The organism is Roseateles sp. P5_E8 (assembly GCF_054177665.1).
The window spans coordinates 52,356-74,396 of sequence record NZ_JBGCUM010000008.1; the positions used below are offsets into that span (position 1 = coordinate 52,356).

Below are 22,041 nucleotides of genomic sequence, written 5' to 3' on the forward strand. Positions count from 1 at the left end.
AGGGGCAGGCATGAGGCTGACTGAGCTGTTCATCCGGCGGCCGGTCATGACCGTGCTGCTGAACCTGGCGCTGGTCATCGCCGGCCTGGCCGCCTGGAGCAAGATCCCGGTCGCCGCGCTGCCCTCGTACAACACGCCCATCATCAACGTCAGCGCCTCGCTGCCGGGGGCGTCGCCGGAGACGATGGCGTCGTCCGTCGCGCTGCCGCTGGAGAAGCAGTTCTCCACGATTGCCGGCCTGCAGACCATCTCGTCGACCAACACGCTCGGCAGCACCTCGCTGACGCTGGAGTTCGACCCCTCGCGCAACATCGACGTGGCCGCCGTGGACGTGCAGGCCGCGTTGTTCCGCGCGCTGCGGGCCCTGCCCACGGAGATGACCTCGCCGCCCAACTACCGCAAGGTCAACCCGGCCGATGCGCCGGTGCTGTTGGTGGCGCTGACATCACCGTCCATGGACCTGACGGAGCTGAACGACTACGCCGAGAACCTGCTCTCGCCCGGCCTGTCCACCGTCGACGGCGTGGCCCAGGTGTCCATCTTTGGCCAGAAGCGCTACGCGGTGCGCGTCAAGGTGCGCACCGATCTGCTGAACCAGCGCAACATCACGCTGGACGAGCTGCAGACGGCCATCCGCACCGCCAACGCCAACACGCCCGTCGGCGTGCTCGACGGCTCGCGCCAGACGCTCACCATCCAGGCCAACAAGCAGCTGCGCAACGCCGCCGAGTTCGGCCGCATCGTCGTCGCCTCGCGCGAGGGCGCGCCGGTCTTCCTGCGCGACGTGGCCGATGTGATGGACAGTGTCGAGACCGCCAAGACCTACTCCACCTACCAGGGCGAGCGCTCCATCGTTCTGGCCATCCAGCGCCAGCCCGACGCCAACACCGTGCAGGTCGTCGACAAGGTCAAGGCGCTGCTGCCGCGCTATGCGGCGCAGATGCCGGCGTCCGTCCAGATGTCGACGCTGAACGACCGCTCGGTGTCCATCCGCGAGTCGCTGCACGACGTCTACCTGACGCTGGCGCTGACGGTCGGCCTGGTCGTGCTGGTCATCTTCATCTTCCTGCGCCGCGCGGTGGCCACGCTGATCCCCACCGCCTCGCTGCCCATCTCGCTGATCGGCGCGCTCACGCTGCTGTTCGCGCTCGGCTATTCGCTCGACAACATCTCGCTGCTGGGCATCACGCTGGCCGTGGGCCTGGTGGTGGACGACGCCATCGTCATGCTGGAGAACATCGTCCGCCACGTCGAGGACGGCATGAAGCCCTTCGACGCGGCCGTGCGCGGCGCGCGCGAGATGGCCTTCACCATCGTCTCCATCTCGGTGTCGCTGGTGGCGGTGCTCATCCCCATCTTCTTCATGCCGGGCGTCATCGGCCTGCTCTTTCACGAGTTCGCCGTCGTGGTGGGTCTGTCCATCGTTGTCTCGGCCGTCGTGTCGCTGACGCTCGTGCCCATGCTGTGCAGCCGCCTGCTCAAGGCGGACGAGCACCATGAGGACGGCCCGATGGGGCGGCTCTTCGAGCGCGGCTTCACGGCCACGCTGAACTTCTACACGCGCACGCTGGACCTGGCGCTGCGCCACCGCCCCTGGGTGCTGGGCGTGGCGGCCCTGAGCTTCGTGGCGACGATCTGGTTCTACATGGCCATCCCCAAGGGCTTCTTCCCCGAGGAGGACATCGGCCAGATGCGGGCCAGCACGGAAGCGCCGGAGGACACGTCCTTCGCCGCGATGACCGTGCTGCAGGAGCGCGTGGCGGCCATCGTCCGCGACGACCCCAACGTGGTGGCGGTCAGCTCGTCCGTCGGCGGCGGCGGCCAGAACCAGCCCGTCAACAACGGCCGCATGTTCATCAACCTCAAGCCCCGCAGCGACCGCGCGGCGATGCCGCAAGTGCTGGAGGGCTTGCGCAAGAAGCTGCGCGCCGTGCCGGGCATCCAGGTCTACCTGAGCCCCGTCCAGAACCTGCAGCTCGGCGGCCGCCAGAGCAAAAGCCGCTACCAGTACACGCTGCAGTCCGTGTCGGCCGGCGAGCTGAGCAGCTGGGCCACCAAGCTGCAGGAGAAGCTGCGCACCGACGAGCGCTTCCGCGACATCACCAGCGACTCGCAGATGCGCGGCCTGCAGGCCAGCCTCATCATCGACCGCGAGCGCGCCGCCATCCTGGGCGTGCAGATGCAGGACCTGCGCAACGCGCTCTACGGTGCCTTCGGCGAGCGCCAGGTCTCCAGCATCTATGCCGAGAGCAACACCTACCAGGTCATCATGGAGGCGGGCGACGACGACCGCAGCAGCGAGACCGCCTTCGACAAGATCTATCTGCGCGGCAAGAACGGCGCCCAGGTGCCGCTGACCGCCTTTGCCACCGTGCAGCGCACGCTGGGCCCCACGGCCGTCAACCACCAGGGCCAGCTGCAGGCCATCACCATCAGCTTCAACCTCGCCCAAGGCGTGCCGCTGGGCGACGCCACCAAGCAGATCGAGGCCTTCACGCAGGAGATCAAGCTGCCGCCCAGCGTCATCACGAGCTACGGTGGCGACGCGGCCGTGTTCCAGGATTCGCAAAGCGGCCAGCTGCTGCTGATCGGCCTGGCCGTGGCTGTCATCTACGTGCTGCTGGGCGTGCTTTACGAGAGCTACATCCACCCGCTCACCATCCTGGCCGGCCTGCCCTCGGCGGCGGTGGGCGCACTGGTCACGCTGCAGCTCTTCGGCATGGAGCTGACCATCATCGCCACCATCGGCATCGTCATGCTGATCGGCATCGTCAAGAAGAACGCGATCATGATGATCGACTTCGCGCTGGACGTGCAGCGCAGCCAGGGTCTGCCGCCCGCCGAGGCCATCCGCCAGGCCTGCATCCTGCGCTTTCGGCCCATCATGATGACGACGCTGGCCGCGCTGATGGGCGCACTGCCCATCGCGCTGGGCCTGGGTGCCGGCGCCGAGCTGCGCCAGCCGCTGGGCCTGGCCGTGGTGGGCGGGTTGATCCTGTCGCAGGCCGTGACGCTCTACATCACGCCGGTCATCTACCTGGCGCTGGACCGCTTCAGCGGCAACGGGCCGGATGTGCGTGAGGTGGCGGAGTTCGGCAGCAAGGCGGCCTGATTCAGCCGAGCCGGAGGCGACCTTCGCGGCTCTCGGTCAGCAGCCGCTGGGCCGCGCGCTCGATCATGGCGATGACCGCGTCGAAGCCAGCGACCGGGCCGAAGTAGGGGTCGGGCACGTCCTGGCCGGCCAGTTCGGGCACGAAATCGGTCAGCAGCAGGATCCTGGCGTGGTGCTCTGGCGCCGTCTTGGCGCGCAGCGCGTCGGCGTGCTCGGCCTCCATGACCAGCACCAGGTCGTATTGGCCTAGGTCCTCGGGCTGCACGCGGCGCGAGCGCCACTTGCGGTCCAGGCTGTACTTGTGGCGCGTCAGCGCCGCAGCGGCGCGCGCGTCCACCGGGCCGCCGCGCGGGTCGGCATGCACGCCGGCCGAGACGATGGTCTTGAACACATCACCCAGCCTGGCCTTGAAGATGGCCTCGGCCATCGGTGAGCGGCAGATGTTGGCGGTGCAGACGAGGAGGATGGCGGCCATGGTTCAGACCCGTGCAAGTTCCGTGCGCATGGCGTCGATGACGGCCTTGTAGTCCGGCTTGCCGAAGATGGCCGAGCCGGCGACGAAGGTGTCGGCGCCCGCTGCGGCGATCTCGCGGATGTTGTCTACCTTGACGCCGCCGTCGATCTCCAGGCGGATGTCGCGGCCGCTCTTGTTGATGAGTTCGCGCACCTTCTTCAGCTTGGCCAGCGCGCTGGGGATGAAGCTCTGCCCGCCAAAGCCCGGGTTCACGCTCATCAGCATGACCAGGTCCACCTTGTCGATGACCCACTCCAGCACGTCCAGCGGCGTGGCGGGGTTGAAGACCAGGCCGGCCTGCTTGCCCTCGCCCTTGATGAGCTGCAGCGTGCGGTCCACGTGCGTGCTGGCGTCGGGGTGGAAGGTCACCAGGTCGGCGCCTGCGCGGCAGAAGGCCTGGGCCAGGCTGTCGACCGGCTGCACCATCAGGTGCACATCCAACAGGGCCGGCGTGCCATCGGGCTTGACCGCATGCTTGCGCAGCGCCTCGCAGATCATGGGCCCGAAGGTCAGGTTGGGCACGTAATGGTTGTCCATCACGTCGAAGTGGATCCAGTCGGCGCCGGCGGCCAGCACGTTCTTCACTTCCTCGCCCAGGCGGGCGAAGTCGGCGGACAGGATGCTGGGGGCGATGCGGTATTGCGTAGCGGCGGGCATAGCCGCCGAGTTTAAGTTCCCGGTCGGTTGAAACTGTCGCGCGCCTGCTGCGCCAAGGCCCAGTGGTGGCAGCCGGGCTGGTGGTCGTTGATCAGGCCCATGGCCTGTATCAGCGCGTGCATGGTGGTGGGGCCGACGAACTTCCAGCCGCGCTTCTTCAGGTCCTTGGACAGCGCCTCGGACGGTGCCGACGTCGCCAGGTTGTGCGCGATGGAATTCTTCGGTGGCTCGAAGCGCCACAGGTAGGCGGCTAGCGAGCCGTTCTCGCCCACCAGTTCCACGCAGCGCCCGGCGTTGTGAATGGCCGCCTCGATCTTGCCGCGGTGGCGGACGATGCCGGCGTCAAGCAGCAGGCGGTTCACGTCCGCCTCGCCGAAGCGGGCAACCTTGTTGTAGTCGAACCCCGCGAAGGCCGCGCGGAAGGCCTCGCGCTTGTTCAGGATGGTCCGCCACGACAGGCCGCTCTGGAAGCCTTCCAGGCAGAGCTTCTCGAACAGGCGGAAGTCGTCGGCCACCGGCCGGCCCCATTCCTCGTCGTGATAGTGCAGATAGGTCGCATCGCCGGGTGCTGCGGCGCACCAGGCACAGCGCGGCCGGCCGTCGGGTGGCAGGTACAAAGGCTTCATCGGTATTTGTCGGCCAGCTGCCGCAGCACGCCATCGCGCTCCAGCTTGCGCAGCGCCTGCGTCAGCTTCTCCTCCACGGCGCCGGGCAGGTCGGCGCGCAGGGCCAGGTATTGCGGTTCTTCCTGGAAGACGGTGCGGCCGATCTTCATCCTGTCGCCCAGCCGGTTGTCGGCAATGTGGTGGCGCAGGTTGATGTCCTGGCCGTAGATGATGTCGGCCCGGCCCATCGTCAGCATCTGAAGGGCCTCACGCTCGGAGCTGACCTCGGCAATGGTCACGTCGGCCTGCAGCAGGTGGCGCGCGATGGCCGTGCCGCGCATGACCAGCACACGCTTGGCGCGACTGGCGGCGGCCAGTTCGGCCAGCGTGTCGAACTGACGCGCATCGTCGGCGCGCTGCACGACGACATGGCGGATGACGTAGAGCGGCACGGGCGAGTAGCGCCACTGCTTCTCCCGCTCGGGCGACTTCAGCAGGCAGAAAAAGGCATCGACCTGGCCCTCGGCCAGCAGGCGCTCGACGCGCTTGAGCGGCACATGCTGCTCAAGCCCCGTGAAGTGCAGCGTCGGCTCGGCCTTCTCGACGGCGCGCAGGATCTCCACGCACAGCCCTGGCTTCTGCGGGCGCCCATCGGGGTCGTACTTGACAGCCGAGCCGGCTTGCTGGACGGTGCGAAGGCTGGCCTCCTGTGCCGGCGCGGCCAGGCTCAGGAGGGCAGCCAACAGCCCGAGCCAACGCTGCATTTGGGGTCCGCGCACCAACATGCAATCAGCATAGCGACAATCACACCATGCCCAACCCCAGTTTCAGCTGCAGCGTCGCCGTGCAGACCCTGCCCGAGCAGACCCATCTCGAGCAAGGCCTCTACGCCTTCAGCTACACCCTCACCATCGAGAACACCGGCGACGTGCTGGCCCAGCTCATCGGGCGGCATTGGGAAATCACCGACGCGCGCGGCCAGGTGCAGATCGTCGACGGCCTCGCCGTCGTCGGCCACCAGCCGGTGCTGGCGCCGGGCCAGAGCTTCCAGTACAGCTCCTGGGCCCAGATCGGCACGCCGCAGGGCACGATGCGCGGCCGCTTCCTGTGCGTGACCGAGGGCTGCGAGATCTTCCACGCCGACGTCGCCGAGTTCCTGCTGGCCGACAGCGCTTCTTTGCATTGACCTGGGACCTCACCGCGCTGCTGAACGCAGCCGACCCGCAGGCGGCGCTGGCCGAGCGCAACCTGTGGCTGGTGCGCCTGCTTGAATGGCTGCGCCACGCGCCGCGTGAAGAAACCGCTGCAGGCACGCCGCTGCCCCTGGTGCGCCTCAAGCACCTGCTCAATGTGCTGGAGCGCCACCCCGAGCACGCACAAGCGTTCGCTGGCGTCATCGCCGGCGTCTGGAACGATGTCGACGCGGTCAGCCTATTCGCCGAGGTTGGTTTCGCGCCGCGCATGGCGCTGTGGGGCGAGTTCCTCGCCCGCCTGCACCGCCGCCTGCTGCCGGCCACGACCGACACGCGCGAACTCGCGGCGCTGTTCGAGCTGCTGTTCGGCGCCGAGACGGACGAGGACTGGATCGCTGCCATCGACGACGAGCTGCTGGGCCGGCTGAGCCTGCTGTTTGCCGCGGCGCCCGATGGCGGCTGGCGCGTCGAGGCGCGCGCGGCCATCACCGTGCTCATCAGCCATGTGCACGCCGCCGGCCTGGCCGGGCCGCTGCGCCTGCGCATGGACGAGCTGCTGCTGCAGGACAAGCCCTTCCACCAGTTGCCCGCTGCCTGGGCGGCCGTCGAGCGAGCCCAGGCCGGCCTGGACGGCCTGGATGGCGGCAGCGCCACGCTGGCATCGGCGATGCAGTACCTGCACGCCCTCCTGGATGGCTGCCGCACGGCGGCATTGACGGTGCCCGAGCACCTCGAAGCCCACGGTGTGTCGGTCGACCTGATGTTCTCGGTGGAGCAGCTCACCGCGCGGCTGGAGCGCATCGAGGCACTGCTGGCCTGCCTGCTGTCGCAGGAGCCCCGGCGTGAGCTGCTGCGCCTCGTGGCCGGCCTAGTGCGCGTGGTGCACGAGCGGCGCAGCCTGCACACGCTGTTCGCGCGCCACTACTCGCTGCTGGCGCGCAAGGTGGCCGAGCGCAGCGCCGAGACCGGCGAGCACTACATCACCCGCACCCGCGCCGAGTACCGCGACATGCTCAGGCGCGCGGCCGGCGGCGGTGCCGTCATCGCCGGCACCACCTTCGCCAAGTTCCTCATCGCCCTGCTGGGCTTCACTGCCTTCTGGGGCGGCTTCTGGGCCGGCGTGAACTACGCGCTGAGCTTCGTCCTCATCCACTTGCTGCACTGGACAGTGGCGACCAAGCAGCCCGCCATGACGGCACCCGTCATGGCCGACAAGCTGCTCTACATCGACAGGGACGACGGCCTGCAGGGCTTCGTCGACGAGGTCACCCACCTCGTGCGCTCGCAGGTGGCCGGCATCATCGGCAATCTCGCGCTGGCCGCCCCCCTGGTGCTGGCCGTGCAGGGCCTGTGCTGGCTGGCCTTCGGGGCGCCGCTGGTGGGTGAGAAGGACGCCCACTACGTGCTGCATTCGCTGAGCCTCTTCGGGCCCTCGCTGCTGTTCGCCGCCTTCACCGGCACGCTGCTGTTCGCCTCCAGCCTGATTGCCGGCTGGGTGGAGAACTGGTTCGTCTTCTACCGCCTGGACAGTGCCATTGCCTGGAACCCGCGCATCGTCGCGACCCTGGGCCAGGCGCGCGCGCAGCGCTGGTCGCACTGGTGGCGGGCCAACATCTCGGGCCTGGCGGCCAACATCAGCCTGGGCCTGATGCTGGGCCTGGCGCCCGCGCTGCTGGCCTTCGTCGGCCTGCCCATCGAGGTGCGCCATGTGACGCTGTCCACCGGCCAGCTCGCCGCTGCCGTCGGCGCGCTGGGCCTGGGCGTCATGGGCAGCTGGGCGTTCTGGTCCTGCGTGATCTGCATCGCCGGCATCGGCGCGCTCAATGTCGGCGTCAGCTTCTTCTGCGCCTTCAAGGTGGCCATGCGCTCACGTGGCGTGCGGCTGGCGGACCGCAAGCGCGTCTACGCGGCCATCCGCACGCGACTGCGGCGCGAGCCGCTCAGTTTCCTTATTCCTCCGCGCTAATCCTCTTTGCGCTCGCCCTTCTTGCGGCCCGAGAACATGGTCCACCAGATGATGAAGACGAAGATCAGCAGCGCGCCGAAGGCTTCGAGGATCAGGAGCAGCATGGGATGGTGGGCGCGTGGGGGTCTGGCCGCGATTCTAGGAATGCTGGCCGCCTGCTCATCCCCACCGCTGCTGCCACCGCCGCCCGTGACGCGGCCGACCCCGCAAGCACCGGCGCCGGCCCCGACCCAACGCTGGGTGGCGGCCGACTGGAAGGACCTGCCCGGCTGGGGCAGCGACGACCTGCTCGCGGCCTGGCCGGCGCTGCTCGGCAACTGCCAGCGCCCGGCCGCCGGCTGGGCCGAGTTCTGCGCCCGCGCCGCGCTGCAGACACCCGCCGACAGCATGGAGGCCGCGCTGCTGCTGATGAAGCACCTGCGGCCCTGGCGCATTGCCACCGACGGCGGCGAGGCGACTGGCCTGCTGACCGGCTACTTCGAGCCCCAGCTCGCCGCCAGCCGCACGCGGCAGGGCGCTTTCCAGTGGCCGCTGCACATGCTGCCGGCCGACCCCACCCTGCGCCGCCTGCCGCGCCGCGACATCGACGCCCACCCGCGCTTCACGGCGCTGGAGCTGGCCTTCGTCGACGACCCCTTTGCGCTGCTGCAGCTGCAGATCCAGGGCTCCGGCCGACTGGTGATGCGCGACGCTGGCGGCACCGAGCGACTCAGCCGCGTCGCCTTTGCCGGCCACAACGACCAGCCCTTCGAGTCCGTCGCCAAGGCGCTATTGGCGCGAGGCGAGGTGCGTGATGCGAGCTGGAAGGGCCTGAGTGATTGGGCGCGCAGCAACCCGGCCAAGGTGCGCGACGCGCTGGCCGTCAACCCGCGCGTCGTCTACTTCCGCGAGGAGCCGCTGGCGGATGCAGGCCAGGGCCCGCGTGGTGCCCAGGGCGTGGCGCTCGTGCCTGGCCGCTCGGTCGCCATCGACCGCTCGTTCATCGCATTAGGCACGCCGCTGTGGCTGGACAGCACCGAGCCGCTGTCCACCACACCGCTGCGCCGCCTCGTGTTGGCGCAGGACACCGGCGGCGCCATCACCGGCGCCGTGCGCGCCGACCTGTTCTGGGGCTGGGGCGAGGACGCCGCGCTGCAGGCCGGCCGCACAAAGCAACCGCTGCGGCTGTGGGCGCTGCTGCCCCAGGGCGTCACTCCGTGACCTTCACGCCCTTCCAGAAGGCATAACGCCCCTTGATCTCGGCCGCAGCGGGCAGCGGGTCGGCGTAATACCAGACCGCATCTGCGTTCATCTCGCCGTTGACGAACAGGCTGAGGTACTGCGCCTGGCCCTTCCAGTGGCAGCCGGTGCGGTGGTTGGAGAAGGTCGTGTACTCCTTCTTCAGCGACTCGGGCGGGAAGTAATGATTGCCCTCGACCACCACCGTGTCGTCGCTCTCGGCGAGGGTCACGCCGTTCCACACTGCCTTCATCGTCTGCTCCGGGAGAATCGAGGGATGCGACGCTACCACTCTCACCTCGGCCGCGACATCGTCCTCACCGGCGGCAGCGCCCGGGATCTCGACCCCGGCCAGTTCGGCGTGCTCGCCATCGACGGCGGCGGGGGCGGTTGGTCGGTCGTGCACAAGGGGCCCGGTGGCGAGGTGGTCGACCTCAACAACGAGATGCATTTCGAGACGCCGGAGGTCGCGCTGGCCTTCGTCAAGGAGTTGATCGGGATGCTCGATGCCTGAGCCTCTGCGGGGCGACGTGTTGACCGGGCGCGTGCGTTACGCGCCAGTCAAGTCGCTCTGGCTGGCAAGCATGGTGCTGGGTGCTGTGGTGGGTGGGGCGCTGACGTTCAGCGTAGCGGCCTTGACGCTGTTTGTCGGGCTCTCGCTGCTGACGCTGCTGCTCGGCCACACGCTGGGCAGCCATCGCAAGCTGATCCACGACAGCTTTGCCTGCCCGCGCTGGATGGAGATCGCGCTCGTCTGGTGGGGCGTGCAGGTCGGCCTCGCCGGGCCGCTGGGCTTGAAGCGCCAACACGATCTCCGCGATCTGGCCCAACGCCGCCCGCGTTGCCACCCGTATCTGCGGCATGGCCAGTCGTTCTGGAAGGACGCCTGGTGGCAGCTGCACTGCGAGCTCACGCTCGATGACTCGCCGCCTCTGCCCGACCCACGCCACCTGGAGCGCGATGCCGTGCTGCGGTGGCTGGAGCGCACCTGGATGCTGCAGGTGCTGTTGACCGCAGGGCCGCTGTGGGCGCTGGGCGGATGGGCTTTCATCTGGTGGGGCGTCTGCGCGCGCGTGGCGGCTTGCGTGACCGGGCATTGGTTGATTGGCTATTTCGCCCACAACCATGGCCACCAGCCGGTGCTGCTGCCGGGTGCGGCGGTGCAGGGGCGCAACCTGCCCTGGCTGTCGCTGCTCACGATGGGCGAGAGCTGGCACAACAACCACCATGCCCACCCGGGTTCGGCGCGTCTGGGCACGCGCCCGGGCGAATGGGACCCGGGCTGGTGGCTGTTGCGCGGGCTGGCGTCGTGCGGGCTGGCCTGGCATCTGCAGCGCCCCGACCTGCATCCGGAGCCAGCGGCTCCATCACCTGAGGAAACGCCCGGCGATGACATGGCCTCCTTTGCCTGAACCTGAATCCACGGAGCGCAAGCTGCCGTTCTCGCGCGCATGGCCCGTCGTGGCGGGCGTCTTGTTCGGGTTGGCGGTGCGTGCCCTGGCCGAGGCGAGGCTGCCATTCGGGCTCTATCCGATGATGTTCAGCTTCATCGTCCTCGTGCCCTTTGCGGTGGGCGCGGTGACGGTCTACGTCGCCGAGCGCAGCGAACCCCGCACGGCGGGCTATCACTTTCGCGCCGGCTTCATGGCCAATGTCTTCCTCGTGCTGGGCACGCTGGTCATCCTGCTGGAAGGCTTGATCTGCGCCATCCTGATCGTGCCGCTGCTGGCCCTGATCGGTGGTGTGGGCGGGTTGGTGATGGGAGGGATTTGTCACGCCACGAACTGGCCCAGGTCGGGCGTCGGCGTGGTGGCGGCCCTGCCCCTGCTGATGGCCGGCGTCGAGGCGCCACTGGCACTGCCGGATCGCTTTGGCAGCCTGCAACGCGAGTGCTTGATCGCGGCGTCACCCGAGCAGGTCTGGGCGCAGCTGATGAGCATGCCGGCGATCCGGCCCGAGGAGATGGAAGACGGCTGGATGTACCGCATCGGCGTGCCGCTGCCGCTCTCCGGCGTGACCCGGCAGGACGGTGCGGCGTTGCTGCGTCACGTGGAAATGGGTCGGGGCATCCAGTTCGATCAGGTGTCGACCGACTGGCAGCCGGCCCGGCGCGTGCGTTGGACTTATCGCTTCACCGCCGAGTCCTTCCCGCCGCGCGCCATGGACGACCACGTCCGCATCGGCGGGCGCCACTTCGACCTGCTCGACACTGTCTACACGCTTCAGCCTGAAGGTGCCGGCACGCGGCTGAAGGTGTCGATGAGTTACCGCGTCAGCACCCAGTTCAACTGGTACGCCGAGCCGCTGGCGCGCTGGCTCATCGGCAATTTCGAGGAGGTCGCCTTGCGGCTGTACGCGCTGCGCGCGGAAGGCGATGCGCGCGGAGACAACGCCGGCCTGACGCGTTAGGCTGGCGGGGGAGCATCAGACCGGACCTGCGTATGACCGCCTCGCCCCACTCGCTGACCCTCTACGGCGCCGAAGCCTCCGGCGCCGTCGCCGTGGAAGCCGCGCTGACCCTGCTGGGCCTGCCCTACACGCTGATCGAAGGCGCCACCTGGGCCGAAGAAGCCGCGCGGGACCGCGTCGCCACCAGCAACCCGATGCGCCAGATCCCGACGCTGGTTATGCCCGACGGCGAGGTCATGACCGAGAGTGCGGCCATCCTGATCTACCTGGCCGACCTGGACCCGGCTGCCACGCTGGCCCCGGCGCCCAACGACCCGAAGCGGCGCCAGTTCCTGCGCTGGATGCTCTATGTGTCGTCGGCCATCTACGCGCTGCACTGGATCAAGCCCGACGTGAAGCGCATCGGCGCGCCCGAGGCTGCGCGCGAGTCGGTCGTCGAGGCCGTGCACGAGCGCATCGCCTTTTGCTGGGCCAATATGGACGAGCAGCTCTCGCCGGGCGACTACCTGCTGGGTGATGAGTTGACGGTGCTGGACCTGTATGTGGCCGTCGTCTCGCGCTTCGGACCCTGGCGCGAGCGCTTCTGCGAGGTGGCGCCGCGCATGGTGCCGGCCGTCCATCGTGTCGACGCCGATCCGCGGCTGGCGGCGTTGTGGCGGGAGAGGTTTCCGGAGGACTGAAAGGAGCGCCAATTGAGCCACGACCCCATGTCCCCATTCGATGTCTTCATCGGTACCTGGAACACCACGGGCGAGGTGTTGGAGACGGCCACCAACCCGGCCTGCCAGCTGGTGGCGACGGACACCTACCGCTGGCTGCCGGGCCGGCACTTCATCGTGCACGACGTGGACGCGCGCTTTGACGGCCAGCCGACGCGGTCCATGGAGGTCATGGGTTATGACGCGGCCAAGCGGCAGCACTTCGCGCGCTCCTTCGACGACCAGGGTGCGACCGAGGTGTTCGTCGTCGAGCTCGACGGGCGGCGCTGGCGTATCCACGGCAAGACGGTGCGCTTCGACGGCAGCTTCAACGCCCGCAAGAGCCGGCTCGGCGGGCAGTGGGAGCTGAAGAGCCCCAGGGTAGGCTGGCAGCCATGGATACGGCTGGAACTGGAGCGCGCCTGACAGGCTGGCCGGCTCTACGCATTGAGGATCGACGCGATGATTTCCGAACGCTTCAACATCTTTGGCGGCCTGTTCGACATTGAGCGCACCGGCGGCGGCTGGTCTGTGCTGGCCGTGGGCAACGATGGCAAGCGGTCACCGGCCCACTTCGTCATCCCGGAGTTCGTGGCCGACGAGGAACTGGAGCAGTTCCTGTTCGACCTGTTCCACGAGCAGGCGGGCTACAAGAAGGGCGGGATCTTTCGCGTCCAGCGCTAGATCAAACCTGCCCACCCGCCTTCGCCCCTTTGCCTTGCAGTACCGGTGCATCCGGCATGCCGAGCAAGTCCGCCGCCAGCGCCTCGGCTACTTCGATGCCGTCGACACCGGCGCTCATGATCCCGCCCGCGTACCCCGCGCCTTCGCCGGCCGGGAAAAGCCCGCGCACGTTGACGCTCTGGTAGTCCCGCCCGCGGTTGATGCGCAGCGGCGATGACGTGCGCGTCTCCACGCCGGTCAGCACTGCGTCCGGCCGGTCATAGCCGCGGATCTGGCGGGAGAAGGCGGGTAATGCTTCGCGGATCGCCTCCAGGCAGTAGGGCGGCAGCGAGCCATTGCCCTTCTGCTGCAGGTCGGTCAGCGTGACGCCCGGCTTGTAGCTGGGCGCCACGTCGCCGAATTCCTTGCTTACCTGGCGCTTGACGAAGTCGCCCACCAGCGAGCCCGGCGCCAGGTAGCCGCCGCCGCCCAGCTCGTAAGCGCGGCTTTCCCAGATGCGCTGGAAGGCCATGCCGTCCAGCGGGTTCACCGCGCTGCCGTCGCGCTTGCCGTCCTGCCGGTAGTCCTCGGGCGTCAGGCCCACGACGATGCCGGCGTTGGCGTTGCGCTCGTTGCGCGAGTACTGGCTCATGCCGTTGGTGACGACGCGGTTCTCTTCGCTCGTTGCAGCCACCACGGTGCCACCCGGGCACATGCAGAAGCTGTAGACCGCGCGACCGTTCTTGGCATGGTGGACGAGCTTGTAGTCGGCCGCGCCGAGGATCTCGTTGCCGGCGTGGGCGCCGAAGCGGGCCGCGTCGATCAGGCTCTGCGGGTGCTCGATGCGGTAGCCGATGGAGAAGGGCTTGGCCTCCATGTGCACGCCGCGCGCATGCAGCATCTGGAAGGTGTCGCGCGCGCTGTGGCCCAGTGCGATGACGACGTGGGTCGTGTCAATCTGCTCGCCGGATTCCAGCGTCACGCCGCGCACCGCGCCGTCCTCGATCAGCAGGTCGCTCATCTTCTGCTGGAAGCGGATCTCGCCGCCCAGCGCCTCGATGTCGGCGCGCATCTTGATGATCATGCTGACCAGCCGGAAGGTGCCGATGTGAGGCTTGCTCACAAACAGGATCTCGTCCGGCGCGCCCGCCTTGACGAACTCGGTCAGCACCTTTCGCGTCAGGTGGCGCGGGTCGGTGATCTGGCTCCACAGCTTGCCGTCGGAGAAGGTGCCCGCGCCGCCCTCGCCGAACTGCACATTGCTCTCGGGGTCGAGCTTCTGCTCGCGCCACAGGCCCCAGGTGTCCTGCGTGCGCTCGCGCACCGCCTTGCCGCGTTCCAGCACGATGGGCTTCAAGCCCATCTGCGCCAGGATCAGCGCGGCGAACAGGCCGCAGGGGCCGAAGCCGACGACGACGGGTCGCAGGCCGGTGTGCTCACCCACCTGGGCCAGGAAGTGGTAGCCGGTGTCGGGCGTGGGGCGGATCTGGTGGTCGCCGGCAAAGCGCGCCAGCACGGCGGCTTCATCGAGGCCGTCGGCCAGCGTGCAGTCCAGCGTGTAGACGAGCTGGATATCGCTGCGCTTGCGCGCGTCGTAGCCGCGCCGGAAGACGTGAATGGCGGCCAGCTCGGCGTCGGCCAGCTTGAGCCGCGCCAGCACGGCGGGGCGCAGGGCCTCCGGGGCATGGGCCAGCGGCAGGCGGAGTTCGGTGATGCGGATCATGGTTTGGTCGATATCTAGCCGACAAAAACAAACAGGCCCCGAGGGGCCTGTGTGGTGGTGAGCGTCAGGCGTGAGCCCGAAAGATCAGCCCGAATGCGGGCGCTTGCCCGGGTTCTTCTTGGAGCGGGTGTGGGCACCGCGCTCCAGGCTGCTCAGCTGGCCCTTGCCGGCGGTGAAGGTCACGCCCTTGGGGGCTTCGGGACGGGGGGAGGCGCGGCGGTCCGCTTCGGTAACGATCTTGTTGCCCATGATGGCTCCAGTAAAACTAGCCCACAACAGGGGCAAAACGACGAAAGGGGCGCATTTTAGCCTTGTCGGCGGGGAGGCGCCTTCTGCTCAGCAAAACTGCGGATGTGCAGGCAGCCCGACTTGGGAAACAGTGGGGTGCTGGAGCTCAGGGAGAAGACCGTGGCGGAATCACAGAACAAGCAGCCGCCGCAGGGGGCCGCCCGCTTGGCTGCCTTTGTCCGCAGCATGGCGCGCGGCCTGGAAACCTGGATGAGCGGCGCTGCCGCCGAGGGCAAGCCGCCCGACGAGGCCAGGCTGCTGCGGGACCGCCGCGCCGCCATAGCTCTGCCGGCCACCGAGCGCTTCGACGCGCTGGCCTTGTCGGGCGGCGGCATCCGCAGCGCGACCTTCTCGCTGGGCGTGCTGCAGGCCCTGGCCGAGACCGGGCGCAAGCGCACGGAGTCGGGGCCGAACCAGCCGCCCGACGACTTCAAGGCGTCGATGCTGGCGCGTTTCGACTACCTGTCCACCGTCAGCGGCGGCGGCTTCATCGGCGCCTTCCTCGTCGGGCTGTTCGTGCCCGGGCGCCTGCGCAAGGCCGCACAGACGCCAGGAGATGCCGAAGCTGCCGCCAACGACGCCCGGGCGGTGCTGGGCAGCGGCCCGCCCGAGCGCATCCGCGCGGCGACCATGGGCGGCGAGAAATCGCTGCTGAAGGCGCCGCTGGCCTGGCTGCGCGAGAACGGCCGCTACCTGACGCCCACCGGCTCGGGCGATCTGGTCTACGCCGCCGGCATGGGCCTGCGCAACTGGATCTCGCTGCACGTCGTCATCGGCGTCGCGCTGCTGCTGGCCCTGACCTTGCTCGCGGCGCTGCGCAGCGTGGTCGCGCAGCCGTGGAGCGGGCCGCTTGCCGATCTGGAGACCCAGTTGCTGGGAGAGGCGCTGAAGGCTGCGGATGCGCTGAGCGAATCAGCCCCGGCCTGCACCGCCAAATGTCCAGCCACGCCGCTGTCCGGCCTCATCTGGTGGAGTTCGCTGTTCGCGCTGGCCCTGGCGCCGCTGCTGTTGTGGGTGCTGCCCATGGGCATCGCCTTCTGGACGACCAGCCGTCGGCCGGACGGCAAGAGCCTGCCCATCAGAAACCGCAGCGTGCTGGGCATGACGCTGGCGGCCGTCGTCTTTGCGGCGCTGGCCTGGTTCGGCGCGGGTGGTTCGCAGGGCCTGCAGTGGGTCTGGTGGGGCCTGGCGGCGTTGACGCTGCTGGGCGTGCTGGTGCATGTGGTGCTGGCCTTCTTCGAGGAGAGTGCGCGCATGCAGGCCGTGCTGCTGACGCGCTGGCTGGGCACGGGCCTGATCGCCACCGGCGCGCTGCTGCTGCTGGGCGTCATCGAGACGCTGGGCCACACGCTCTACCTGCTGACGATCACCCAAAGTGCCTGGCTGCCCAGCGTGCCGGCGGCGCTGGGCGCGGCGCTGGCCTGGATGGCCAAGAAGATCGGTGCCTCGGGCAAGGGCAGCGCTCCGGGCTGGCTGCAGAAGATACCGCTGACGACGCTGGGCGGCTTTGCCGGGCTGGCCGTGTTGCTGCTCATCGCCACCGTGTGGGCCTGCGGCGTGCAGTGGCTGGCCTGGCAGGGCGAGAGGCCGTCCATGGCCGGCATGACCAGCGCCGCGCATCTGCAGCTGCTGCTGATTCACGCGCTGGCCTGGCTGCTGCTGGCCGCCGGCGTGGGCCAGTTCCCGGCGTTCATCAACCTGTCCAGCCTGCAGAGCTTCTACGCCGCGCGGCTGATCCGCACCTATCTCGGCGCCAGCAATGGCGAACGCTTCAACGGCGATGCCAAGCATCTGTCGGCCGCCGAGCCGCTGCCCGGCGACAACCTGCCGTTCGCCGACCTCTATGCCGCAGACAAGTTGAAGACATGGGCGCCGCTGCACCTCGTCAACGTGACGCTCAACAAGACCATCGACCCCGCCGAGCAACTGGTGCAGCGCGACCGCAAGGGCCAGCCCATGGCCGTCATGCCCTATGGCTTCGGCATCGACGGCAGCAAGCCCAACCTCTTCAAGCCCCAGGGCGGCAAGCTGCCGCTGAACCCCGCCATGCACCTGGGCGACTGGGTGGGCACCTCGGGCGCCGCCTTCTCGACCGGCATCGGCCGCGAGACGACGCTGGGCATGTCGCTGCTGATGGGGTCGGCCAATGTGCGCCTGGGCGTCTGGTGGGCCTCGGGCGTTCACGAGCACGAGCCGCCGCCCTGGTGGAATCTGCTGGCCTGGGCGGGCCGTGGCCTGGGCATCGTGTTCCGCACGCAGACCTATCTCGGCTACGAGTTCACGGCCCGCTTCTACGGCCTGCGGCGGCGCTGGCAGTACCTGTCGGACGGCGGGCATTTCGAGAACACGGCGCTGTACGAGCTGCTGCGCCGCGAGCGCAAGGTGGGCTTCATCCTGGCCAGCGACAACGGCGCCGACCCTGGCTACCGCTTCGACGACCTCGCCAACCTGATCCGCCTGGCGCGCATCGACCTGCGCACCGAGGTCAGCGTCGTGAGCGACTTCCGCAGCGCGAAGCTGCTGCCCAGGGTCTTCGGCACGACGGCGCAGTTCAGCGCCGACGGCAGCCAGCCCAACCCGGCCGCGCTGCTGCTGCGCGCCCAGGCCTTGCCGGGCGACGACGGCATCTCGCCGCCGCCCTGCTGGATCGTGCTGCTCAAGCCGAGCAAGCAGTCCGGCGCGGCCGCCGACGTGCTGCAGTACGCCAAGACGCACCCGGACTTTCCGCAGGAGCCCACGGCCGACCAGTTCTTCGACGAGGCGCAGTGGGAGAGCTACCGCAGCCTGGGCCAGCACATCGCCGGGCGCGTGCTGGCGCCGGACGTCTGGGCGGAGCTGGAGCAGCTGATGGCCGGCCAGACGCCGACCGGCGTCAGCCCGTCGCCTTGAGCCAGCTCTCGAAGGCCGCCAGGTCCATGGGCTTGGCCAGCAGATAGCCCTGCAGCAGGTCGCAGCCGCAGGCCTTGACGACGGCCAGCTCGGCCTCGTTCTCGACGCCCTCGGCCGTCACCGTCAGGCCCAGGCCCTGGCCCACACCGACGATGGAGCGCAGCAGCGCCTCGCGGCGCGGGTCGGTGTTGACGTCCTGCACGAAGCTGCGGTCGATCTTCAACTCGTCCACCGGCAGGTGCTGCAGATAGGCGAGCGAGGACTGGCCCGTGCCGAAGTCGTCGATGGCCAGGCGCACGCCCCAGCTCCTCAGCGCATGCAGCACGGCGATGGGGTCGGTGCCGCTGGACATCAGGCCCGTCTCGGTCACCTCCAGCTGCAGCTGGCCGGGGTCGACGCGGTACTCGGCCAACATCGCCGCCAGCCGTGCGGGCAGGGTCTGGTCCTGGAGGTCCAGCGTCGAGATGTTGACGGCGATGTAGATGGGCGGCAGACCGGCGGCCTCGCGTTCGGCCAGCGTGTGCACCGCGCGGTCCAGCATCCAGTCGGTGATCTGGCGGATGCGGCCGCTGCGCTCGGCAAAGGGGATGAAGTCGCCCGGTGGCAGCCAGCCGCGCTGCGGGTGGTGCCAGCGCACCAGGGCCTCGGCGCCGAGGATGCGGCCGGTCTTCAGGCAGCGCTTGGGCTGCAGGAACTGGCGCAGCTGGTTCTGCTGGATGGCGACGGCCAGGTCGGACAGCAGGCTCAGGTGCAGGGCGCGTGCGGCCTCGGCGCCGGGGTTGTAGATGGACACCGGCTGGCGCAGCCGCTTGGCCTCGAACATGGCCTGCTCGGCACGGCGCAGCAGCGTCTCGGTGCCGTCGGCGTGCTCGGGCCAGTGGGCCACGCCCAGCGACACCGACAGGTCCAGCGACTGGCCCTGCCAGCTCAGCTTGTGCTCCACCTCCTCGCGCAGCTGGGCGGCCAGCGCGGCGCCATGGTCCAGCCGCAGCACGGGCGCCAGCGCCGCGAAGGTGCCGCCCGCCAGGCGCCCGTAGGCGGCCACGCCCTCGAACAGCGAGGCCAGCTTGTCGGCGGCGCCGCGCAGCAGCGCGTCGCCGGCGTCGAAGCCCAGCACGCCGTTGACGGCCTTCAGCCGGTCGACGTCGATGCAGATCAGCACCGCCAGCTGCTCGCGCTCGGGCAGGTTGGCCAGCAGGCGGTCGCCGTCGGCGATGAAGCGGGCGCGCTGCGGCAGCCCGGTCAGCAGGTCGATGTCGGCCATGCGGCGCAGCTCGGCCTCGCGCTCGCCCACGGCCATGGCCATGGTGTTCATGGCGCTGGCCATGTGGCCCAGCTCGTCGGCGGAGTCGACCTCGATGCGGTGGCCGTACTGGCCCTGGGCGATCAGCTCGGCGCCGTCCTCGGCGCGCTTGAGCGGGTTGACGATGGAGCGCGTGACGCCCACGGCCAGCCCCGCAGCGGCCACCAGCGCGCCGATGCAGATGGCCAGCACGCCGGTGCGGTCGCTGTCGATCTGCTCGCGCAGCTCACGCGCCTTGGCCGTGCCGGCGCGCTCCTCGCTGGACGCGAGCTGGTAGATGGCGCCGACGAACAGCGACAGCGTCGATTCCGTGTCGCTGCCCAACTTTGCGCGGGCGGCGTGGAAGTCGTCGCTCTCGATGAGGTCGCGCGCGGCGATGTAGCTGGCGCGGTAGTCGGCCAGGCTCTGGCGCACGTCGTCCAGGCGCGCGCTGCGCGGGCCTGGTGGCAACAGCAGGCTCAGGCGCTGCATGGCGTCGTCCAGCCGGGCGTTGGCCGAGTTGATCTCGGGGTAGGCCGCCAGGCGCAGCTCGTCGTCGGGGCTCATCAGCACCAACAGCTTGCGGGCGACGGCCTCGGCGTTGCGGTTGATCTCGTTGACCGAGTCGCGCACGGCGGCCTGCTCGTCGACGATCTGGTTCAGCGCGTCGGACAGGCCCGCGAGCCGCACCACCGTCAGCGCCGCCAGCCCGAGCAGCAACAGCAGCAGCAGCCCGAAGGCCAGGCCCAGCCGCGTGCGGATGCGCAGCCGCCTGGACAGGCTGTGCGCGGGCGGCGGGGCCGGGTCCGGCGTGTTCATGCCAGCGTCAAGCGCTGCTCCAGCGCGTCAGCAGCAGGCGTGCGGTGGCGACATTGGTGGCGCAGGGCACGTCGTGCACGTCGCAGGCGCGCACCAGGGCGTTGATGTCGGGCTCGTGGGGCTGCGGCGTCATCGGATCGCGCAGGAAGATGATGCCGTCCAGCCCGCCCACCGCCAGCCGGGCGCCGATCTGCAGGTCGCCGCCCATCGGGCCGCTGAGCACGCGCTCCACGGTCAGGCCGTGGGCTGCGGCGAGGCGGGTGCCGGTGGTGCCGGTGGCCATCAGCTCGCAGCGGCGCAGCAGCGGCAGAAACTCGGCAGCGAGGGCGATCATGGCGTCCTTCTTGCCGTCATGGGCGATCAAGGCGAGTCTCATCGGGCAGGCTGGCTGTCAAAAACGGGCACGTTACACGCAGTCGGGGCGCCTCGGTGCGAAGAACTTGGCAGTTCCCTGGCTTGATTGGTACCGCTCACTTCGCTGCTGGAATGGCCTGCCTTCATCGACGCCGCTGCCATGCGCTGGCAGCAAGTGCAGGCAGCATGGCGTCCTGTTCACGCTTTCCCTGACCGCCATGAACTTCCGCGAACTTCACCAAGGCTCCGAACTCCTGCAGATCGCCAACGTCTGGGACGCCGGCAGCGCCGTCCTCGTGCAGGCCCTGGGCGTGCCTGCACTGGCCACCACCAGCGCCGGCCTGGCCTGGGCGCTGGGCTATGCCGACGGCAACCACCTGCCCATCGCCGAGCACGCCGCCGCCATCCGCCGCATTGCCCGCGTGGCGCGCGTGCCGCTAAGCGCCGACAGCGAGGCCGGCTACAGCGACGACCCGGCCACGGCGGCCGGCCACGTCATGCAGCTCGTCGAGGCCGGTGCGGTGGGCATCAACCTGGAAGACGGCGCGGGCGAGCCGGCCCTGCTGGCGCGCAAGATCGAGGCCATCAAGGCGGCGGCGGCGCGGGCCGGCGTGGACGTCTTCATCAACGCGCGCTGCGACGTCTACCTGCGCAACCTCGCGCCCGGCCGTGCCGCCGAAGAAGTGCTGCTGCGGGCGCGTGACTACGCGGCGGCCGGTGCTGATGGCCTGTTCGCGGCCGGCGTGACGGCGGTGGCCGACATCGAGGCCCTGGTGGCCGGCCAGCCTTTGCCGCTGAACGTGATGGCGCGGCCGGCGCTGCCGGGGCTGGGCGAGTTGAAGCGCCTGGGCGTGCGGCGCATCTCGGCCGGCAGCGCCATTGCCGAGGCCGCCTGGGGCCGGGCGCAGCGGGCGGCGGCGGGATTTCTGGCCCAGGGTGGCGGCGCCGAGCTGTTCGACGGCGCGGCGCCCTATCCGGAGATCAACAGGCAGTTAGCTCAGGGCTGAACTGACACGCGCAGCTGCAGCTCGCGCTCCGGCTGGCCGGCCGCGTCGCGGCTGTTGACGGTGCCGCGCGGCGGCGGCGAGCTGGTGCCGCCCGTGCGGGCGACGGTCTGCCAGCGCTCCAGCGGCAGGTCCAGCGTGGACTGGAAGGCGCTGTCGCCGTCCTCCACATCGAAGGCCACGCGCACCGGCGCCCGCCCGCCCGGCCAGGTCGGCGTGACGGCGAAGCTCTGCGTGGCGCGGCGTTCGCCCTGGCGCGGCTGCGCGTAGAGGCGGCGCGCGGCGCTGGCGGCTGTCGTGGCGGCGGGGTCCAGCTCGACGACGGTGTCCACCCACTGCAGCGGCTCGCGCGTCGTCAGCCGCAGGCTGGCGCGCTGGCCGTTCAGCACCAGCAGGCGCTGTGCGGGCTGAGGCGCTGCGGGGGCTGTCGAGGTGACGACGCCGGGCCCGCGCGGCGACACGGTGCCCGCCGTGCCGACGACGACGGCGTCATCGCGCACGCCGGCCTGGGCCGATGGCGGCAGTTGGCTGTCCACCCAGCGCAGTTCGACGGTCAGTTGGACCGCAGGCGGCGCGGCCTGGGCCAGGCCGGCCAGCAAGGCGAGGATGGAGAGTGCCAGCGTCCGCATCGGGCCAGCATAGTCCCG

22 protein-coding genes are annotated in these 22,041 nt (G+C 69.6%); 12 read left to right on the forward strand and 10 right to left on the reverse strand.

Annotated elements, in window-relative coordinates; translation table 11 throughout:
- The first annotated feature begins 10 nt into the window (after positions 1 to 10).
- A complete protein-coding gene (locus ACXRVZ_RS06740; RefSeq protein WP_457420285.1) occupies positions 11 to 3,112 on the forward strand; it encodes an efflux RND transporter permease subunit in 3,102 nt (1,033 codons plus the stop codon).
- A gap of 1 nt (position 3,113) precedes the next feature.
- Here ACXRVZ_RS06740 and ACXRVZ_RS06745 read toward each other — a convergent pair whose 3' ends face one another.
- Genes ACXRVZ_RS06745 through ACXRVZ_RS06760 form a run of 4 tightly spaced genes read right to left on the reverse strand, consistent with a single transcriptional unit; the run spans position 3,114 to position 5,631 of the window.
- Positions 3,114 to 3,587 carry a low molecular weight protein-tyrosine-phosphatase gene (locus ACXRVZ_RS06745; protein ID WP_457420287.1) on the reverse strand — a complete coding sequence of 158 codons (474 nt, stop codon included), beginning with the start codon at positions 3,585 to 3,587 and terminating at the stop codon, positions 3,114 to 3,116.
- 3 nt (positions 3,588 to 3,590) lie between these two features.
- A complete protein-coding gene (rpe, locus tag ACXRVZ_RS06750) occupies positions 3,591 to 4,283 on the reverse strand; it encodes a ribulose-phosphate 3-epimerase (protein ID WP_457420289.1) in 693 nt (230 codons plus the stop codon).
- Positions 4,284 to 4,294: 11 nt separating this feature from the next.
- Positions 4,295 to 4,909, reverse strand: coding sequence for a DNA-3-methyladenine glycosylase I (locus ACXRVZ_RS06755; RefSeq protein ID WP_457420291.1), 615 nt, complete (start codon positions 4,907 to 4,909; stop codon positions 4,295 to 4,297).
- Positions 4,906 to 5,631, reverse strand: coding sequence for a substrate-binding periplasmic protein (locus ACXRVZ_RS06760; protein WP_457420293.1), 726 nt, complete (start codon positions 5,629 to 5,631; stop codon positions 4,906 to 4,908). Before ACXRVZ_RS06760 ends, ACXRVZ_RS06755 begins: the two co-directional genes overlap by 4 nt.
- A gap of 68 nt (positions 5,632 to 5,699) precedes the next feature.
- Between ACXRVZ_RS06760 and apaG the strand changes: the two genes are divergently transcribed.
- From apaG to mltA, 3 genes are all read left to right on the forward strand, one after another.
- Positions 5,700 to 6,074: a Co2+/Mg2+ efflux protein ApaG gene (apaG, locus tag ACXRVZ_RS06765; protein ID WP_457420295.1), complete on the forward strand. Its 375-nt coding sequence runs from the start codon at positions 5,700 to 5,702 to the stop codon at positions 6,072 to 6,074.
- On the forward strand, positions 6,071 to 8,047 hold the full coding sequence (locus ACXRVZ_RS06770; RefSeq protein ID WP_457420297.1) for a site-specific recombinase: 1,977 nt from the start codon (positions 6,071 to 6,073) through the stop codon (positions 8,045 to 8,047). Before apaG ends, ACXRVZ_RS06770 begins: the two co-directional genes overlap by 4 nt.
- 189 nt (positions 8,048 to 8,236) lie before the next feature.
- Positions 8,237 to 9,247: a murein transglycosylase A gene (gene mltA, locus ACXRVZ_RS06775; RefSeq protein WP_457420299.1), complete on the forward strand. Its 1,011-nt coding sequence runs from the start codon at positions 8,237 to 8,239 to the stop codon at positions 9,245 to 9,247.
- Here mltA and ACXRVZ_RS06780 read toward each other — a convergent pair.
- Entirely contained in the window at positions 9,237 to 9,518 is a 282-nt protein-coding gene (locus ACXRVZ_RS06780; RefSeq protein ID WP_457420301.1) for a DUF427 domain-containing protein, read from the reverse strand. The genes mltA and ACXRVZ_RS06780 overlap by 11 nt on opposite strands.
- Positions 9,519 to 9,542: 24 nt before the next feature.
- On the opposite strand from ACXRVZ_RS06780, the gene ACXRVZ_RS06785 reads away from it, so the two are divergent.
- Genes ACXRVZ_RS06785 through ACXRVZ_RS06810 form a run of 6 tightly spaced genes read left to right on the forward strand, consistent with a single transcriptional unit; the run spans position 9,543 to position 13,056 of the window.
- On the forward strand, positions 9,543 to 9,779 hold the full coding sequence (locus ACXRVZ_RS06785; RefSeq protein ID WP_457420303.1) for a hypothetical protein: 237 nt from the start codon (positions 9,543 to 9,545) through the stop codon (positions 9,777 to 9,779).
- Positions 9,772 to 10,677 carry an acyl-CoA desaturase gene (locus ACXRVZ_RS06790; protein WP_457420305.1) on the forward strand — a complete coding sequence of 302 codons (906 nt, stop codon included), beginning with the start codon at positions 9,772 to 9,774 and terminating at the stop codon, positions 10,675 to 10,677. Before ACXRVZ_RS06785 ends, ACXRVZ_RS06790 begins: the two co-directional genes overlap by 8 nt.
- Positions 10,655 to 11,674, forward strand: a complete 1,020-nt coding sequence (locus ACXRVZ_RS06795) for an SRPBCC domain-containing protein (protein ID WP_458232269.1) — start codon at positions 10,655 to 10,657, stop codon at positions 11,672 to 11,674. Before ACXRVZ_RS06790 ends, ACXRVZ_RS06795 begins: the two co-directional genes overlap by 23 nt.
- A gap of 32 nt (positions 11,675 to 11,706) precedes the next feature.
- A complete protein-coding gene (locus ACXRVZ_RS06800; protein WP_457420309.1) occupies positions 11,707 to 12,354 on the forward strand; it encodes a glutathione S-transferase family protein in 648 nt (215 codons plus the stop codon).
- A gap of 27 nt (positions 12,355 to 12,381) precedes the next feature.
- The gene (locus ACXRVZ_RS06805; protein WP_457420311.1) at positions 12,382 to 12,798 is read left to right on the forward strand and encodes a DUF1579 family protein; all 417 of its coding nucleotides are present in this window, start codon (positions 12,382 to 12,384) and stop codon (positions 12,796 to 12,798) included.
- Between the two features lie 36 nt (positions 12,799 to 12,834).
- Positions 12,835 to 13,056, forward strand: coding sequence for a DUF7661 family protein (locus ACXRVZ_RS06810; protein WP_457420313.1), 222 nt, complete (start codon positions 12,835 to 12,837; stop codon positions 13,054 to 13,056).
- Between the two features lies 1 nt (position 13,057).
- On the opposite strand, the gene ACXRVZ_RS06815 is transcribed toward ACXRVZ_RS06810, so the two are convergent.
- Together ACXRVZ_RS06815 and ACXRVZ_RS06820 are read right to left on the reverse strand one after the other, a co-directional pair.
- Positions 13,058 to 14,758, reverse strand: coding sequence for an NAD(P)/FAD-dependent oxidoreductase (locus tag ACXRVZ_RS06815; RefSeq protein WP_457420315.1), 1,701 nt, complete (start codon positions 14,756 to 14,758; stop codon positions 13,058 to 13,060).
- Positions 14,759 to 14,842: 84 nt separating this feature from the next.
- Positions 14,843 to 15,007 carry a hypothetical protein gene (locus ACXRVZ_RS06820; protein ID WP_457420317.1) on the reverse strand — a complete coding sequence of 55 codons (165 nt, stop codon included), beginning with the start codon at positions 15,005 to 15,007 and terminating at the stop codon, positions 14,843 to 14,845.
- 159 nt (positions 15,008 to 15,166) lie between these two features.
- On the opposite strand from ACXRVZ_RS06820, the gene ACXRVZ_RS06825 reads away from it, so the two are divergent.
- Entirely contained in the window at positions 15,167 to 17,935 is a 2,769-nt protein-coding gene (locus tag ACXRVZ_RS06825) for a patatin-like phospholipase family protein (RefSeq protein ID WP_458232270.1), read from the forward strand.
- On the opposite strand, the gene ACXRVZ_RS06830 is transcribed toward ACXRVZ_RS06825, so the two are convergent.
- Positions 17,919 to 20,036: a putative bifunctional diguanylate cyclase/phosphodiesterase gene (locus ACXRVZ_RS06830; protein WP_457420321.1), complete on the reverse strand. Its 2,118-nt coding sequence runs from the start codon at positions 20,034 to 20,036 to the stop codon at positions 17,919 to 17,921. The two genes, ACXRVZ_RS06825 and ACXRVZ_RS06830, sit on opposite strands and share 17 nt — an antisense overlap.
- A gap of 7 nt (positions 20,037 to 20,043) precedes the next feature.
- Entirely contained in the window at positions 20,044 to 20,412 is a 369-nt protein-coding gene (locus ACXRVZ_RS06835) for a methylglyoxal synthase (protein WP_457420323.1), read from the reverse strand.
- A 196-nt stretch (positions 20,413 to 20,608) separates the two neighbouring features.
- Here ACXRVZ_RS06835 and ACXRVZ_RS06840 point away from each other — a divergent pair, with 196 nt between their 5' ends.
- Entirely contained in the window at positions 20,609 to 21,397 is a 789-nt protein-coding gene (locus ACXRVZ_RS06840; RefSeq protein ID WP_457420325.1) for an isocitrate lyase/PEP mutase family protein, read from the forward strand.
- Here ACXRVZ_RS06840 and ACXRVZ_RS06845 read toward each other — a convergent pair.
- A complete protein-coding gene (locus tag ACXRVZ_RS06845; protein ID WP_457420327.1) occupies positions 21,388 to 22,023 on the reverse strand; it encodes a hypothetical protein in 636 nt (211 codons plus the stop codon). The genes ACXRVZ_RS06840 and ACXRVZ_RS06845 overlap by 10 nt on opposite strands.
- Between the last annotated feature and the right edge of the window lie 18 nt (positions 22,024 to 22,041).